Here is a 16,934-nt window from a genome sequence, read left to right on the forward strand (position 1 = left end):
AAGTTTATACTGCCCACATGTCTACAAGCAGTCCGTTAATTTCGCCTATTTTTGCCAAAATTTTAAGCTTATCCATATGATTATATAATAGGTCGGAAGCAAGCGTGTCAAGTTTTCGGTTTATCAGCTGTACCTGCACGGCGGGATCGCGTTTTTTACCCTTGCGATTAAATCCGGCTCGCGGGTGTTTTATCACATCAAAATTTTGCTTTACGATAAAATTCATAAACTGCTTTATCGCGGTTCTGTATTTTGAAAATGAATCCGCCGTCATTCTTTCGGCAAACTCATCTCCCGCCGAATCTACTGCATCCTTTAAAAAGACGACCGCTTCTTCCTGCGAAAGCCCCGCTATTTCAGGCGGCAGTCCTTCGGCTTCTAAATTAAATTTCTTTTCATCCGTGTTCTGTGACAGAATTTTTGCAAAGGCGGGTCTTGCCGTCGAAGCCGTTTTTTCTTTGCGCTTCGCTTCCGCCGCCGCCTGCTGCGCCGCGTTAAAATACAGAGAAGGATTATTTACGGACTCTATCGGGTTCATTAATGTATGACCTTACTCCTGACGGCTTTTTCATCTAAGAATCTTTCCGTTTTTTCGTTAAACGACGGTTCGTCGTCAACGGCTATACAGTGTCCCTGAAATATTACCTTGTCTTCGATTTGTATGCGCCGCGTCACTATGTCGCCTATGACGGCCGAAGACGTCAAAAGCCGTACGCTTTCGCTTGCGCAAACGTCGCCGACAACTATGCCGCCTATTATCGCCGTTTTTGAAGTTACGTTGCCTCGTATACGGGCTTTTTCGCTTATGATTATGCTGCCGTTTGTTTCAAGATTGCCGTCTATATCGCCGTCCACACGCATAAATCCGTTTCCTCTTATATCGCCGGATATCACGGATCCCGGGCCTATAAAAGTATTTATGGAAATGTCGTCGGCGTGTAAATTCATAATATTTTAGTTTGAAAGTTTTACGTTTATGTGTTTCATAGGATCAACTACGTCGGAACCGATGTGTACTTCGTAGTGAAGGTGCGGTCCCGTGGTTACGCCGGTATTGCCTATCAGTCCTATGACGTCTTTTTGAGAAACCATCTGCCCTTTACGCACGCGAATCGTGGACATGTGGGCGTAGCGCGTATAAATGCTGTATTTGTGCTTGATGATCACATAATTGCCGAGGCTCGAATTGTAACCTACCGTCACAACCTGTCCGTTTGCGGGAGCGATAATCGGATCCCCCGACCGCCATGTGGAAAAGTCTATTCCCTTGTGTATATACCACTGCCCTGTTATAGGATGTATCGCCGGCCCGAACGCCATTGAAATGTGGGCGTTTTTTGCCTGCACCGGCCAAATGCTCGGAATATCCGTAAACAGTGAATTCTGACTTTCCAGCATCTTTCCGATCTGTTCCAGCGGCTGAACGGCGTTGTCAAGATATGTCGTCAGCTGGCGTATATCGGACGCTTCCCTCAAACTTCCCGACGCAGCGCCCTGCGAATCGAAGAGCGAAGACAGGTCGCCGTCCTTTACGGCGGCTTTTGAAACGGGATCGGACTGATCCATTCCTAAAATCGAAAGAGATTGCGAAAGAGATTCCTGAAAACGTTTGGCCGTTTGGAGCAGGTTGTTGTTTTCATCTCTGAGTTCGTCAAGGCTGGCGATCGTTTGCCGATTTTCGTTCATAAGCCTTGAGATTTCGCTGTTTGTGGCTGCAGCTTGTTTATTAAAGTAAAAAAACGACAAAACGATTCCCGTCACTACGGTAAGCCCCAAAATAACGGCAAAAACATTGGTTTGAAAATTAATAACCTTTCCCTGAGAATGAGGAACGATCATAACGGTCAGTTTATTATCGAATATGTGAAAGACGGAAACAAAAAAGTTACCTATCGCCTTTATTCCTCTTCCTACGATGGAAAAAAACGACAGGGAAAATCTTTTTTCGTGCGTTCTGAATTTGCGTGATTTCGGCAAAATTCTTCTCCAAAAAAATACGGAATTATCTAGCATAGAGTATACATAGAAATAATCGCCTTGTCAAAGGCAAATATTTGACAGTATAGGGAACCTGTGTTATCTTTATCGGCAGGAGTACAGGATAAAAGTATATAAATCTGCGGATTTGCTTTTATGGCTCCAGAGGCAATTCGCCTTCTAATTCAATATTTCCGGAAGAAAAGCCATGCAGTTTTTTGATACACATGCCCATATAGGGTTGATTTATGATGATCCCATTGAACAGCTCCGCGTGATTCAGAAGGCAAAAAACGCCGGGGTTACCAGAATAGTAAGCATAAATAACAGTCTTCACGATTTTGATACAGTATACAACAGTCTTAAATCCGTTTCGGGAATCTATCATGCGGTAGGAGTAGCTCCGTCCGAAGTGACGAATCCCGGCAACGATTGGGTCCGTAAGCTTGAGGACTCTCTAAAATTGCCGAATGTCGTCGCCGTAGGCGAAACGGGGCTCGATTATTTTAAACAGTTCGGAGACAAGCGCTCTCAGATAGAACTGTTTATCACTCAGCTTGAATTGGCGCAAAAACACAATATGCCCGTGATCATTCATAACCGCGATGCGGGCAAAGACGTGTTTGCCGTCCTTTCCGAGCGCATACCCGACGCCGGCGCGATCCTTCACTGCTATTCGGAAAACGCCGAGTATGCAAAGCAATGTCTTGACATGAACGTCTATTTTTCGTTTGCAGGGAACCTTACGTACCGAAACGCGCGTAATTTGCACGAGACGGTTTTAAATATTCCTCTTGACAGGATCCTGTTGGAAACGGAAAGCCCCTTTATGGTGCCCGCCCAATACAGAGAAAAAAAACGAAGCATGCCCGAATATCTTCCGTCCACAGCGCGGTTCCTTGCGGAAATGCTGGAAATGGACTTGGAAGAATTGAGCGCCCAGCTGTGGAAAAACAGCTGCAAGATTTTCCGTTTGCCTGAGTAATGCTTTATCATCCTGTAAAGATAGGTTCTCTGACGCTTCCGGGAAATTTGTTTTTAGCCCCCGTGGCCGGATACAGCGACAGGGCATTCCGTTGTGTCTGTGTGGATGGGGGTGCGGATTTTACTTACACGGAAATGGTTTCATCCGAAGCGTTGACGCGGGGTTCTTCTAAGACGGAAATTCTTATGCGCAAAGCTCCGAACGAAAAAGCCTATGCCGTGCAGCTTTTCGGCTCAAACCCCGCGACGATGGCTTTGGCCGCTCGCTTAGTGCTTGAAAAAACGGGCGCCGATTGCATAGATATAAACGCAGGCTGTCCCGTACCTAAGATAATAAAAACCGGAGCCGGTTCTGCGCTCATAAGGGATCCCGAAAAGCTTTTTGCTCTCGTGAGCGCAGTGGTAAAAGCCGTAGACAAAAAAGTTCCCGTTACAGTAAAAATCCGTTCCGGATGGGACGCGGATCATATCACTTGGAAAGAATCCGCACAGGCTGTAATCGATGCGGGGGCGTCGGCCGTAACGCTTCATGCGCGAACAAGAGCGCAAGGATACGAAGGCAAATCCGATTGGAATATTTTGCGCTCCTTGGTGGAATTTATCGGGGGAAAGATTCCCGTGTTCGGCTCGGGGGATGTTTTTTTGCCGGAAGACGCCAAGGCCATGCTGGAGACGACCGGATGCGACGCCGTGATGTTTGCAAGGGGAGCGATGGGGCACCCGTTTATCTTCAGGCAGACAAGGCAGCTGCTCCGGGAGAATTTTTATGAAGAGATCGGCTTTGAAGAAAGAATCGAAGCGGGTTTTAAAGAATTGAGTTTATTGATAAGCGATAAAGGAGAGGACGCCGCCTGCCGCGAAATGAGAAAACGTTTTTGCGCTTATTCAAAGGGTGCGGCAGGCGGCGCCGAGCTTCGACGGCGAATCGTCAGCGCATCTAGGGAACAGGATTATAAAAATATTTTCAGGCTTTAACGAGAGGGCTTTGACTTTAAATGAAAAAGGCGTATACCATACAGTATGGGAATCTTTAAACTTATTAAAGAATTATTTGAAGCTGTTTTTTCAAGTCCTTCTCCCGAAGCGCAAAAGCGGCGCCAGATTAAGAAGCTGGAAAGCGAGTTGTGCGCTCTTCAGCCGGTCATTTACAAGGGCGGACTCTTACAGCCTAATTTTGCAGAAGCCGTAAGGCAGTTGTATGTTCATGCAAAGCCGCTGGACGATCTGTTTGCCGTAACCATAAACAGCGAAGACGTAAGACGCAACGAAAATTTTATGGACAAACTGGTCATAAGCGGATTTTCCGCCGACGAGCAAGCGGAACTGGAATCTTTGTCCTATGAAAACCGTAAAAAAGAAGTAAAAGAAAACGACGCATCCGCTTCTAAAATATTTGACGCTCAGCGCCGAACCGTTAACAAATTGCTTTCAAAGCTGAATACGCAGGATTTTTTAAAAATGGATGTGGTTTTAGCCGATCTCATGCAGCTTGCGGATTTTTGCCACTTTAACTTTATTTCAATATTGAAAGTATTCGACAGGAATTTTACGGGGCTTGATCCTAATTATGAGACGGGATTTTTGCCTGCGGAACCCAAAATGATGGACAGGCCCCTGCAGGATCTGTTTTTTTTAAGCGGAAACCTTAAGATAACTCAATCCACCGTAAATGCTATCTTTGCGCTTGTCAGAATAAAAGAAGGCGATATGCTGTCAGACGATGTAAAAAACGGCGTTTTGACGCATCTTAAAACTATCCGCTATATTTTAAATCACATAGTTACGGCTCAGGCTTTAAAGACTCTGATAGCCGTAGCTCAGGAAAATCCTTCCGTAACCCCCGCCCTGGCTTCTTATAAAAATTCCGCGCGGCAAAAATTTTCCACTCATCTGCAGGAATATTTCGATGCGGACGAAAGACGCATAAAACAGGAAATAAAAGACGAAACAACTAACAGCGAGCTTAATTCCCTTTTTGCCAATCATCCGATCGAGCGCCTTGAAGGTTACAACGGCGAATTGAATTCCTATATCCAGGACAATTCCGCTCTTTCGCTCCAATGGATAAGGCCGTTAGAAATAGTAAAGACCTTTCTTACGATCTATTTAAGCGATTCCATAAAGTCTCTTTTAAACGGCATAGTTATAGAAGGATTTTTTAACAATCCCAACTACAAAACGCAGTTTTCGTCTACGGTTTATACATGCTCGGACAGTCTTGAAAGAATAAAGGCCTTTGAAGCGAAATTCGAGACTAACGGAGAATACGCTACGTCAAAGATCAGGGGATTCGTACAGGACAGCTATAAAAATGCGGATTTTTCAAAACAGCTTGCGTCGCTGATAGGGCGGATAAACGATGAAGCTAAGGGAATTATGACGCATGAGGTGAGTTCGCTGTTCGCCCTGTCTTCGGAAATAGGGGATCTTTTGATCGACGCTAAAAAGGCCAAAAGCGAAATAATCGACAATCTTAAAGTTCTGCTCCTGTCGTCTCGGAACAGAGATAATTCCGATCTGCTTGAAAGACAGTATCCGTCATGGAAAATATTCTTTGACGTGATGAAAAATTATACCATAATCAATGTAAAAAGCGCTAATCCGGCGGTATGATGAAAGTTTTGTTAAAAAAGTTTTTTTGTTTTTGTTCCGGCCGGTTCCGCCGTTTGGAGTTTTGCCGTCACATTAAATTCATTTGCCGCAGCGAAAATTACGGCCGCCGCGGTTGCGGGCTAAAGGCCGGTTATTGCCGGTTAAGCGGCCGCCTTAACCCCCGTTTCAGCTTTAATTGCAGAATGATCGAAAAGCGCCGCCGCTTTAAGGTCTTGCCGCTTTTGTGCTTTGTTTTTTGTGTGTGTTTACGGCAGGCGCCGCGGCCGCTTTTTTCACAGGAAATAAGCCAGGACAGATCCATACAACTGCATCTTTGGGCGGAGCTCGACGCTTATCCTGAAAATTATACCGATGAAAATGAAAAATATTCGCTTGAAGATTCTTTTCTGTATCCTATAAAAAGAATAAAAGAGCTTGCGCCGTATTTGCTTGAAGGAATGGTTTACGGCTGGGATTTTGTGTACGTGCCTTCCGATAAATTGCGGGGCGTTCGGGAATATTTTGAAAAAAACGTTATAAAACCTTTGGATACAGGCGGGCGAATAGTTTACAAGTATCCTGAAATTTACGACGGAAAATTGAGAGTTTGGGTGGAATTTAACAGAACGCAGGAAATGCTTTCGTATCTTCGCTACTGGGAAGCGGCGGAACACGATAAAATGCACGGCAGCGGCAGGGCTCCTTTGAAAAACGGATTTGACGGTATCGGCGAAGCCTGCGATAACGCGCTTAAAAACGCCGTAAGGGAATATTTTAGGACTAAGGTAAAAAACAAGCCTAAAGAAATCCGCGGCAGGGTTCTCATACAAAGGCAGCCCCGCATCACTACGGGGTCGGGGCAATATGTGGTTGACCTTGATTTTTTTGTAGAAACTATTAGAATAATTCCATACAGCCGGTTTTAGCAAAACCTTGCCTGAAATTCCGGTTTATTGGAAAAACAAGCTGTGCGCTAGGGTCCGAGGATCTTGGATCCCAAGATCGCGCGCGTGCCCTAGGATTTTCCTTGCATTTATAACTAGACAGGAGTTTATATGAAAAAAGCAGCCGTAATATTGGTATCTTTTTTATTTGTGTTATGCGCATCTTTTGCGCAAGAACAGAACGACGTTCCTGAAACGAAAGCCGCAGATACTACCATAGAAGTGATTACGCCCAAAAACATCCATTCGGACGTAAGGTCCGCTTCAGTACGGATAGAATACATACGCATGGCGGACGAGGTAAGGATCTATTATTCCTGCTTGGACGTGCAGTACGATCAGGGCAGCGCCATGGTTTCTCTTCTTGCCTGTCTTAAAGATTTTCAGGTTGAAAACCAATATTACAGCTATACGTATTTGGCAAAGGATAGAACGCGCTACTATACCGATCCGCGCACAAAGATGAAGATGGCCCAATATTCGTCATACGTAAAATTCAACCGGTAAGGCTTTTTAATCGAAAAATGGATATAGCTACAATAATAAAAAATCTGCACCCGCTTGAAATAAAGGTTCTTTTGGCGTATTCGGATAAAGACGATCTGACGGCCGACAAATTAAAGAGCGAGCTTTCTTACAAAGAAGGGCATGCCAATCAAGCTTTTTCTTGGCTCGGCGGCAAGGGTCTTGTAGAAGTAACAAAAAAAATTCCTCATACTTACTATGAGATAACGGATCTCGGGCGCACTTTTGCCAAAGAAGGAACCGTAGAACAAAGGGTTGTTTCTTTTTTAAAAGCTAACGGCGACAAGTCTTTGCCCGAAATTTCTTCGGCGTTAAAGATAGAAAACAAGGACGTGGGCAGCGCCTTCGGGCAGCTTTCAAAAGAAGGCGTCCTTAAAATGAACGAAGAAAAAAAAGCCGTATACACGGGAAAAGAACTTCCCGAGCGTTTTGAAACGATTTCAGGGCTTTTTAAAAAGGCCGAAAACGCAAAAACAGGCTGTCTTGATCTTGCGGAACTTTCCGAAGAAGAAAAGAAAGCCGTTCAAGACCTTGCTAAAAAACGCGGAGCGGCGGACAGCCCGTTTAAGATAATCGAACGCGAGACTGTGGTTTACAGACTTTCGGGCAATTATAAAGAAGTCGCCGCCGCTCTCAAAAGTTCCGGCATTACCGGCAATGAGATCGGGGAGCTTACTCCCAAAATGCTTGAAAGCGGGGAATGGAAAAACGCTTCGTTCCGCGGGTACAACATTTCGATTCCTCCGGCGCGCGTAGTTCCGGGCAGAGTAAATCCTTATGTTTCCTTTCTTGAGTCGGTAAAAGACAAGCTTGCTTCTTTAGGGTTTCAGGAATTCGACGGGCCTCTTGTAGAGACGGAATTCTGGAACGGAGACGCTCTTTTTATGCCTCAGTTTCACGCAGCCCGCGACATACACGACGTATACCGCCTTAAAGTTCCTACGCATGCAAAATCCATAGAAGAGCCGTATTTGACAAACGTTGCAAACGTCCATAAAAACGGCGGAAACACGGGGAGCCGGGGCTGGAATTACGAATTTGACCGTGAGTTTACAAAGCGCCTCATACTGCGCAGTCAGGGAACCGTCTTATCGGCTCACCAGCTGCACAAGGCTGAAATTCCCGGCAGATATTTCGGTATCGTGCGCTGTTTCCGCTACGACAAGGTTGACGCCACTCATTTAAGCGATTTTTATCAGACGGAAGGAATAGTTTTAGGCGAGCAGGTAAATTTAAAGACGCTTTTGGGATTTCTTGAAATATTTGCCAAAGAGATCGCAGGCGCTACGGAAGTAAAATACGTTCCCGGTTATTTTCCGTTTACGGAACCGTCGGTGGAAGTGCACATAAAACATCCCGTCTTGGGCTGGTTCGAACTCGGCGGTTCGGGGATTTTCAGGCCGGAGGTTACAAAGTCTATGGGAGTTAACGTTCCCGTTCTTGCGTGGGGAATAGGAATCGACCGCATGGCTCTTATGGCCTTGGGCCTTAACGACCTCAGAGAGCTTTTTTGCGAAGATATCGAGAGAGTCCGGCTGCGTAAGGCCAAATTTTAATCGGTTAAAATTCCGCTTAAATCACAGTTCTCAGTGAGCGCAGTGAACTGTGTGAGGCGAGCGCAGTGACTGCAGCGAACTGCGTGCGGTGAGATTTCGGCAGCGTTATGCTTACAGATAAAGCTCGTCCGCCGCGGACTGCGCGCGGCGAAACCGAACGGCGTTCGTGACGAATGCGCCGCGCCGTTTGAACGGCATTTTTGCCGGAAACATAGGATTATTAGCTGTTATGCTCAAAACCCTAGATCCGGCCTAAAGAATTTACTTTTTATAAAGCTCAAGATATTTTTGGAATTTCTTAATATACGCTTCGTGGACTTCCATATTCGGCTCTACAGTTTTGCCGATAGCCGGGCGAAAGTCCGCCGGGGAATTGAGTTTTCCCGTCAGATGCATGCCGATGACGGCACAGCCCATGACCGAACTTTGATCGGACATGTCTAAGGACATCTTTTTTCCGAAAAGGTCGGCGCACATTTGAGTCCAAATATCGGAGTGCAGTATTCCGCCTGAAAGTTTTATCACGTCCGGCTCGCCCGCAGTTTTTACGAGAATTTCATAGCACTGATAAACGTTGAACAGTATTCCCTCTAAAACCGCTTGATAAAGGTCGAACACATTGTGCTCCGGCCGCACGCATAAAAAGCCTCCCGTCCGTTTTTCATTCCAGCCGGGGCACCTCTCGCCGAACAGAAACGGCAGAAAAACGGGCGTGTCACGCGTATGCGACAGGCGGCTTTCTATTTCTTTATATGTCGTCCCTTCAGGAAAGAACTTTTGCTTAAACCAGTCCTGGCAGTTACACGCTCCCGACGTTGCGCCGCCCAAGAGGTGGGACGAAAGCACAAAGTAGCTCCAGAGGCTGGGTTCCGCCGGGAGGAGTTTCTTTTTAGCGGTTATGCGGATTGCGGCGCTTGTTCCTACCGAAAAACTCATGATTCCCTGTTCGAGAGCTCCAGATCCTATCTGATTCAGGGCGCCGTCAGGGTACGCCGGAACTACGGGAATTCCTTCTTTTTGACCGAGCAGGGCGGCCCCTTCCTTTGTGAGCGGAAAGGTTTCGGTATAGTCCGCTATTCGGGGAAGTTGAGATTCGCTTACGTTTATTTTAGAAAGCAGATCCTTGTCGTAAGAGCGCGTGTCTATGTTTATGAGGCCCGAGCCCGAAGCCATGCTCAGCGTCGTAACCCATTTGCCTGTAAGCCTGAACGTGTTGTAAACGCCCTGTCCGCCTATGCGACAGTCTTTAGGCAAGGCTGCGTCTTCCTTTTTTTTCATCAGTTTAAAATAAGGATAAGAGGAATTTACAAGGCAGCCGGTGTTTTTATAATAGTTTTTTGCAAATCCCGGAACGGCGTTGAGTTTTGCGCACAAGTCTGAAGCCTTTGTATATGACCACAGTTCAACGAGCGACATAGGGGTGCCGTCTTTAGCGCAGACGATCAGGCTGTGCCATGTAGTGCCTTGAAGGATCATATCTACGCTTGTGCCGCTTGAAATTTCTTTTGCCAACGACGCCGTTTTGCAAAAGACTTCTTCGCCGTCATGAGTGCCGTTTGAATTTTGCGCAAACCCGTACGGCCTTGAAACGATCTTTTGCTGCATGGTTTCGCTGTCAAAAAGCATGGCCTTGGCGGACGTAGTGCTTGATTCAAGGATAAGCAGCTTCATATATTGTACGTCGTGGAAGAAGTGTTGCCGCCGTGTCCCGTCCAGTCGGTATGAAAGAATTCTCCTCTTTTTTTATCCTTGCGCTCATATGTGTGGGCGCCGAAGTAATCCCGCTGCGCCTGTAACAGGTTTGCGGGAAGGTCGTTGCAGCGTATCCCGTCGAACCAAGAAAGAGCTGCCGACAGTGACGGAACGGGAATTCCGCTCATCGCTGCGGAAGAAACCGTTTCTCTTAACGACATGTGGGCTTTGTTTAAAATATCGCTGAAATACGGATCCATGACGAGGTTTTTAAGATCCGCTTTTCTTTCATAAGCGTCTTTTATCTTTTGTAAAAACACGGAGCGGATTATGCAGCCTCCCCTCCAGAGCATGGCTATGTTGCCTAAGTCCAGCTGCCAATCGTATTGTGCGCCGGCTTTTTGCATGAGTTCAAACCCTTGTGCGTAGGATATTATTTTTGCGGCGTAAAGCGCGTCGTGCAGTTTTTTGACCGCGTCGGCATTAAAGCCTTCGCTGCCCGCCGTTTTATCGGCCGCCTGCTTTGCGACCTCCTGTGCCGCAAAAATCGGACATGCCTTTTCCGGAGCCGTTCGGCCGGCCCCGATATTTGAAGAGAAAATCTTTTCACATTCTTGTCTTTTTTCTTTATCCGAGCTTAAGCATCTGGCGAACACCGATTCCGTTACGAGCGTAAGAGGAACGCCCGCTTCAAGAGCGTTTATGACCGTCCACTTGCCTGTCCCTTTTTGCCCTGCGGTGTCGAGAATTTTATTTACGAGATACTCGCCGTCGCTGTCTTTGAATTTTAGCAGGTTTCCGGTTATTTCGATCAGGTAAGAACTGAGGACGCCTTTATTCCAATCCGTAAAAACATCGGAAATGTTTTTACAGTCCATTTTAAGCAGTTTACGCATTATGTCGTATACTTCACAGATAAGCTGCATGTCCCCGTATTCTATGCCGTTATGCACCATTTTTACAAAATGTCCGGCACCGCCCGGCCCTATCCAATCGCAGCAGGGGAATGAACCGTTTACTTTTGCCGAAATGCTCTGCAGAGCGGGTTTTACTATGGGCCACGCGGCCTTGCTTCCTCCGGGCATGATGGAAGGCCCGTTCAGAGCTCCTTCTTCTCCGCCTGAAACTCCCGTGCCTATGTACAAAAGCCCCTTGCTTTCAACTTCCTTTGTGCGCCGTTCGGTGTCGATAAAATTCGAGTTTCCACCGTCGATGATTACGTCGCCTTTGTCCATGAGAGGAACAAGAGCGTTTATCATGCCGTCTACGGCGGATCCGGCTTTTATCATAAGCATTACGCAGCGCGGACGTTCTATGGAAGCAACGAATTCTTCAAGGCTGTGGGCGGGAATGATGTTTTTGTTTTTTCCCCTGCCTTGCGCAAAATTATCTACGCTTGAGACGGTTCTGTTAAAAACCGCAACCGTGAAGCCGTTCCTTTCCATGTTTAAGACAAGATTTTCGCCCATGACGGCAAGACCGATGACGCCTATAGAGGCTTTTTTATTTTCTATCATAGTAATTCCAATAATATTATGAAACATTTACTTATGCAATGAATATTTTATCGTGCCGGAGGATTTTTACATGCCGTCGCCATATAGGCCAAAGTTAAATCTTCTATTGACAGACTGAAAATGAACGACTAAGATTTCACCGTGAGGATTAGCTGAAAATGAGAAAAGTCTGTTTTGTTTTCCTATCTTTTTGTATTTTATGTTTAATCGGTTGTACCTCTGTAAAGCCGGATATAGAAGCGGACAGATCCGCTTTAAATTCTAAAGCTGCGGGGCAGGCAACAAGTTATCAAGGTTTAAAACGAAAAGTGGCTATCGCTCGTTTTTCAAATGAAACGGAATATGCAAAAGGCGCTTTTTATGATAAAGAAAACGATCCTCTCGGTAAACAAGCTGTAGATATTCTTTCTACAAAACTTGCAGCTTCGGGAAAATTTATTTTGCTTGAACGCTCCGATATGGATAAAATTCTAAACGAAATTAACATTGAAGAAGATAAAAGCAAGTTTCAAAAAATCGGAGCCGATTATCTTATCGTCGGATCCATTACGGAATACGGACGCAAGAATATAGGTGAAAGAAATGTTTTTTCACGGACAAAAAGGCAAATTGTTGAAGCAGGAGTAAGTCTTCGTCTTATAGATGTTTCAACCGGAGAAATAATTTATTCGGAAGAAGGGAAAGGCGAAGCGGAAACGGAAGCTTCTACCGTTTTAGGTTTCGGCGCTTCTGCGGGCTTTGATGCAACTTTGAGCGATAAGGCAATCAGCGCGGCTATTTCCAAACTGGTAGAAAACGTAATCAACAATTGTATGGATCGTCCTTGGAAGTCATATTTTCTTTCAGCTGACGACAATGCAGTGATTATTTCCGGTGGAAAATCACAGGGAATAAAGACCGGCGATATTTATGCCGTTTATGAAAAAGGCAAAAGTGTAAAGAACCCCCAGACAGGTATGCTTATCGAACTTCCCGGAAAAAAAATAGGGACCGTTAAAGTTCTTTCAACACAAGGCTCTACGGCGACAAATGAATATTCATTTGTAGAACTTGAAAATGTAAGAATCGATACTTCCAAATTAAATCAATATGAAATAAGAGAAGAAGACAAATGAAAAAAATCAGTATCTTTGCAATAGCTTTATTCAGCTTTTTGATCGGTTTTTCCGGTTGCAGAAGCGCGCAATCCTTTTCGGCAGACAGACCTAACGAGGCCTTTATTCAATTTGTCAGCGCAACCAAACATGGGGTTGTGACTGTTGTTATAGACAAATCCGTCACTATAAAAGCCGGCGTTAATGATATTAATCAGAGAAAAACAAAAAATGACAAAACCTATGCTATCTTTCCTGGAAAACATAGTCTGGAAATATTAAATTCAAAAGGCGAAAAACTTTTAGTTAAGGATATATTCGTTTCATCTCAGGAAATAAGAATAGTGGAGGTACCATGAAAAAAAATTATTACAGAAGGGCTGTATTACTGCTGCCTATCCTGTTGGTTATTACTAGTATTTCTTGCGCCAGTAATAAGCCGTTGTATGATTGGTATGATTATCAAGAAGATTCATATCATTACTTAAAAAATGCTGATGAAAAATCCGTAAAAACTCTTATTGAAACGTATGAAAAGATTATTTCAAAGCAGAATGCTTCTCGTGCCGCCGTTCCACCCGGAATTTATGCAGATTACGGTTATTTGTTGATCAGATCGGGTAAAACTAAAGAAGGAACGGAAATGCTCAAAAAAGAAGTTGAGTTATATCCGGAATCGGAAGTGTTTGTATCACAGATTATTAAGAGGCTTGGAAAAAAATGAAAGCAAAATTTAGTTTTATCGTATTGACGGTAACGTCACTTTTAATGCTTGCTTCTTGTGCGACTTCTACAAAGTTAGCATCTTTTGGAAAAATGTATGAAGAAGATCCTCTTGTATTTATTATTATGCCCCCGATTAATAATAGTACAAATGTAGATGCAAAGGATTATTTCTACACAACAATGAACGTACCTGTAGCGGAAGCAGGTTATTATGTTCTTCCTCCTTATCTTGCACTTGAAACGCTTCAAAAAGAAAGCGCATATGATTCGGAAAATTTCTTAACTGCAGATCTTTCCAAATTTAACAAGCTTTTCGGCGCAGATGTAGCGGTTTTTACTGTTATTAAAAAATGGGAAAAATCAATGATCGGTTCTTCCGTAACGGTTGAAATTGAGTATATCTTCAGATCGACAAAGACGAATGAAACCGTATATCATCGCGATGCGACAATTGTTGTTGATACAAGGTCTCAGACAAAAGTCGGCGGATTCGGACTATTAGGCGCTATTGCCAATTTAGCAACTGATGCCATTTCAACCGCAGCAACGGATTATGTTTCCGTTGCACGCAGATGCAACAGCAGCGCTCTTTCCGATATGCCTGCAGGTAAATACAGTGAAAAACATACTCTTGATAAGGCTGAAGGCGCTATGGGCGAAGTAATAAGAATTTCTGCTACTAAATAGCGTTCCAATAAACGTTTAATTATTTGTATTTTCTTAAAAGATCAGGTCGTCCGAAAGTCGGACGGCCTGTTTTTTTGATGAGAGCTGCCGAAGCTTATTTGATTTTTTCAGTTTACCTATAGTCTTTACAGCCTTTTTAATTTTTCGTAAAATGACGCACTATGGAATTTACACAAGAATCGATTGACGCTTTGACCGTCAATGAAGTTGAAATCATGAAAAAAATTGCCGAAGAGCTTAGCATAACCGTACGGCAAGTGGGCGCAGTTATAGGTCTTATAAACGAAGGATGTACGATTCCTTTTATTTCGCGCTATAGAAAAGAACAGCACGGGTCTCTTGACGAAGTTCAGGTTAGAGACTGCGACCGTTCATTTAAAACATATAAAAACCTTGAAGAAAGGCGGCTTGAGATTGTAAAGGGAATTTTTTCTCAGGGAAAACTTACGGAATCTTTGTATGCGGCGGCTATGGGAGCGAAAACGCTTACGGAACTTGAAGATCTGTGGGCGCCGTTCAAAAAAAAGAAAAAAACGCGCGGAATGCTTGCGATAGAAAAAGGTTTGGATCCTTTAGCCGATGCTATGCTTGAACTTGATGGCGCCGAACTTGAACTTAAGGCAAAAGAATTTGTTAAAGAAAACGCTGAAAATCCGGAACTTTCGGTTTTGACGGCTGAAGACGCTCTTTCAGGCGCAAAGGATATAATAGCCGAGCGCGTTTCTCAGGACACCGAAAACAGAGCGGCCGTGCATGCTTTTTATTTAAAAAGCGGAAGGATTATTACAAAGGGAATAGTGCCTGAAGGAACCGACGCCGAAAGCGCGGCAAAGGCTTCCACCTATCAAATGTATTGGGATTATTCGGAACCGCTTAATCAGATTAAGGCTCACCGCATCCTTGCGATAAACAGGGGTGAACGCGAAGGCCAGCTTGAGGTTACGATAGACGTCGACTCGGATGAAGCGGTTAAACTGCTTAAATCAAAGACAAAGATAAACAACCGCTATCATGATGAGGCGATCGAAGACGGTCTTGTGCGCCTTTTGTCTCCGGCTGTAGTCCGTGAAATAAGAAGCGATGAAACCGACGAAGCGGACGGGCACGGCATAGGAATTTTCAGCGAAAACCTTAAAAATCTTTTGATGACGCAGCCTATAAAGGGAAGCCGTGTCTTAGGCGTGGATCCGGGAATAAGGACGGGAACAAAATGCGCGGCCCTCGACGAAACGGGAAAATATTTGGGATATTTTCTTATAAAGCAGGCGGCCGACCCGGACGGCTCTTACAATGCCGTAAAAGAAGCGATAAAAAAATACGATATTCAGGTTGTGGCTGTGGGCAACGGAACCGGAAGCCAGGAAGTTCAGGCGATAGTGTCCAAGGTAATAAGCGAAAATTATCCCGACGTGCGCTACACTGTAGTGGACGAATCGGGCGCATCCGTGTACAGCGCGAGCGATATCGCCAGGGAAGAGTTCCCCGAGCTTGATCTGACTATAAGAGGAGCCATAAGCATGGGTAGGCGATTACAGGATCCGCTTGCGGAACTTGTAAAGATCGATCCCAAGGCCATAGGAGTGGGGCTTTACCAGCACGATGTAAATCAAAAGCGGCTTTCGGAAACGCTCGATGAAGTTGTGGGTTCCGTGGTAAACCAAGTGGGCGTAAACTTAAATACGGCGAGCGCTTCATTGTTAAAGTATGTTTCAGGCATTAATTCCGCGCTGGCAAAAAAAATAGTCGCCTACCGCGATTCCAACGGAAAGATCACCAGCCGCGAAGATTTAAAAAAGGTAAGCGGACTGGGCCCCAAGGCGTTTGAACAGTGCGCGGGATTTTTAAAGATTCCGGAAAGCTCCAATCCTTTGGACAATACGTGGGTTCATCCTGAAAACTATGAAGTTGCAGGCGAAGTGCTGCCGCTTATCAGAAAAAATGAAAAGATAAGCGACGATTTTATCGGGCAGCTCAAGATAAAATATTCTTTGGGAAACACGACAATAAACGACATAATCGACGAGCTTAAAAAACCAAATCGGGATCCGCGGGACGGATATCCTGCGCCTATCATGCAGCAGGGCGTCGTAGCGTTCGAGGATTTAAAAGAAGGAATGAAAGTTACCGGAAAGATAAAGAATGTGGTGGACTTCGGAGCCTTTGTGGACATAGGCATACATGAAACGGGCCTCATACACATAAGCGAATTGAGCGACACCTTTGTAAAAGATCCCATGGACGTTATAAAAGTAGGAGATGTAAAGGAGTTTATAATCATAGCTTTGGACACCATGCGCCGCCGAATAAGCCTGTCTTTAAAAAGTGACGCCGTAAGCCGTATAGGAAGCGCCTCCAAGCAGGATTCGGGCAATTCTTCAAAAAAGGCGGTCGTGATAAAGCGGTCGGGATCGGCGCCGGCCGAAAAAGGCGAGCATAAAAAGACCGGCGAAGGAAGAAAACCTGCCGGCGGCTATACGCAAAAAACACAAAAGGGCGCAAACGACCGTATACGAAGCGGAAACGGCCGCAATTACGGCGGAAACGACGACGGCACGACATATAATCCCTTTGCAGCCTTGCTGAAACGGTGAGTTTACGGAGCGGGCGTATAAAATGCTCTGTTTCCCCGGCTTTGTGTTG

The 16,934-nt window shown here is 45.1% G+C and carries 16 protein-coding genes; 11 read left to right on the forward strand and 5 right to left on the reverse strand.

Translation table 11 applies throughout. The features are described 5' to 3' along the window. Window positions 1-4 precede the first annotated feature (4 nt). The 3 genes from HRI96_RS01115 to HRI96_RS01125 are packed head-to-tail and all read right to left on the reverse strand — an operon-like array spanning window position 5 to window position 1,977. Window positions 5-538 carry a YaaR family protein gene (locus tag HRI96_RS01115; protein ID WP_210117708.1) on the reverse strand — a complete coding sequence of 178 codons (534 nt, stop codon included), beginning with the start codon at window positions 536-538 and terminating at the stop codon, window positions 5-7. Next, window positions 538-948 carry a bactofilin family protein gene (locus HRI96_RS01120; protein WP_210117709.1) on the reverse strand — a complete coding sequence of 137 codons (411 nt, stop codon included), beginning with the start codon at window positions 946-948 and terminating at the stop codon, window positions 538-540. Before HRI96_RS01120 ends, HRI96_RS01115 begins: the two co-directional genes overlap by 1 nt. Window positions 949-954: 6 nt before the next feature. Continuing rightward, window positions 955-1,977, reverse strand: a complete 1,023-nt coding sequence (locus HRI96_RS01125) for a M23 family metallopeptidase (protein ID WP_256729265.1) — start codon at window positions 1,975-1,977, stop codon at window positions 955-957. Between the two features lie 208 nt (window positions 1,978-2,185). Here HRI96_RS01125 and HRI96_RS01130 point away from each other — a divergent pair, with 208 nt between their 5' ends. The 6 genes from HRI96_RS01130 to HRI96_RS01155 all read left to right on the forward strand — a co-directional run bounded on the left by HRI96_RS01130 (window position 2,186) and on the right by HRI96_RS01155 (window position 8,578). Then, window positions 2,186-2,962: a TatD family hydrolase gene (locus HRI96_RS01130; RefSeq protein ID WP_210117711.1), complete on the forward strand. Its 777-nt coding sequence runs from the start codon at window positions 2,186-2,188 to the stop codon at window positions 2,960-2,962. After that, window positions 2,962-3,936: a tRNA dihydrouridine synthase DusB gene (dusB, locus tag HRI96_RS01135; RefSeq protein WP_210117712.1), complete on the forward strand. Its 975-nt coding sequence runs from the start codon at window positions 2,962-2,964 to the stop codon at window positions 3,934-3,936. Before HRI96_RS01130 ends, dusB begins: the two co-directional genes overlap by 1 nt. A 45-nt stretch (window positions 3,937-3,981) precedes the next feature. After that, window positions 3,982-5,574, forward strand: a complete 1,593-nt coding sequence (locus HRI96_RS01140) for a DUF5312 family protein (RefSeq protein ID WP_210117713.1) — start codon at window positions 3,982-3,984, stop codon at window positions 5,572-5,574. 182 nt (window positions 5,575-5,756) lie between these two features. After that, complete coding sequence (locus HRI96_RS01145) at window positions 5,757-6,479, forward strand: hypothetical protein (protein WP_210117714.1); 723 nt, start codon at window positions 5,757-5,759, stop codon at window positions 6,477-6,479. A gap of 129 nt (window positions 6,480-6,608) precedes the next feature. Continuing rightward, a complete protein-coding gene (locus HRI96_RS01150) occupies window positions 6,609-7,004 on the forward strand; it encodes a hypothetical protein (RefSeq protein ID WP_210117715.1) in 396 nt (131 codons plus the stop codon). A 17-nt stretch (window positions 7,005-7,021) separates the two neighbouring features. After that, on the forward strand, window positions 7,022-8,578 hold the full coding sequence (locus tag HRI96_RS01155; RefSeq protein ID WP_210117716.1) for a phenylalanine--tRNA ligase subunit alpha: 1,557 nt from the start codon (window positions 7,022-7,024) through the stop codon (window positions 8,576-8,578). Between the two features lie 261 nt (window positions 8,579-8,839). Here HRI96_RS01155 and HRI96_RS01160 read toward each other — a convergent pair whose 3' ends face one another. Both HRI96_RS01160 and gnd read right to left on the reverse strand, forming a co-directional pair. Then, window positions 8,840-10,249 (reverse strand): gluconokinase, encoded by a 1,410-nt coding sequence (locus HRI96_RS01160; protein WP_210117717.1) that lies wholly within the window; start codon window positions 10,247-10,249, stop codon window positions 8,840-8,842. Beyond that, on the reverse strand, window positions 10,246-11,787 hold the full coding sequence (gnd, locus tag HRI96_RS01165) for a decarboxylating NADP(+)-dependent phosphogluconate dehydrogenase (protein ID WP_210117718.1): 1,542 nt from the start codon (window positions 11,785-11,787) through the stop codon (window positions 10,246-10,248). The genes HRI96_RS01160 and gnd overlap by 4 nt, the downstream gene beginning before the upstream one ends. 158 nt (window positions 11,788-11,945) lie before the next feature. On the opposite strand from gnd, the gene HRI96_RS01170 reads away from it, so the two are divergent. From HRI96_RS01170 to HRI96_RS01190, 5 genes are all read left to right on the forward strand, one after another. Continuing rightward, window positions 11,946-12,902 carry a CsgG/HfaB family protein gene (locus tag HRI96_RS01170; protein ID WP_210117719.1) on the forward strand — a complete coding sequence of 319 codons (957 nt, stop codon included), beginning with the start codon at window positions 11,946-11,948 and terminating at the stop codon, window positions 12,900-12,902. Then, window positions 12,899-13,240, forward strand: a complete 342-nt coding sequence (locus HRI96_RS01175) for a hypothetical protein (RefSeq protein ID WP_210117720.1) — start codon at window positions 12,899-12,901, stop codon at window positions 13,238-13,240. Before HRI96_RS01170 ends, HRI96_RS01175 begins: the two co-directional genes overlap by 4 nt. After that, on the forward strand, window positions 13,237-13,605 hold the full coding sequence (locus HRI96_RS01180; protein WP_210117721.1) for a DUF4810 domain-containing protein: 369 nt from the start codon (window positions 13,237-13,239) through the stop codon (window positions 13,603-13,605). Before HRI96_RS01175 ends, HRI96_RS01180 begins: the two co-directional genes overlap by 4 nt. Beyond that, window positions 13,602-14,294, forward strand: coding sequence for a GNA1162 family protein (locus tag HRI96_RS01185; protein ID WP_210117722.1), 693 nt, complete (start codon window positions 13,602-13,604; stop codon window positions 14,292-14,294). The genes HRI96_RS01180 and HRI96_RS01185 overlap by 4 nt, the downstream gene beginning before the upstream one ends. A gap of 161 nt (window positions 14,295-14,455) precedes the next feature. Beyond that, window positions 14,456-16,885 carry a helix-hairpin-helix domain-containing protein gene (locus HRI96_RS01190; protein WP_210117723.1) on the forward strand — a complete coding sequence of 810 codons (2,430 nt, stop codon included), beginning with the start codon at window positions 14,456-14,458 and terminating at the stop codon, window positions 16,883-16,885. Window positions 16,886-16,934: the final 49 nt, after the last annotated feature.

The organism is Treponema parvum, assembly GCF_017893945.1.
Taxonomy (GTDB): domain Bacteria; phylum Spirochaetota; class Spirochaetia; order Treponematales; family Treponemataceae; genus Treponema_D; species Treponema_D parvum_A.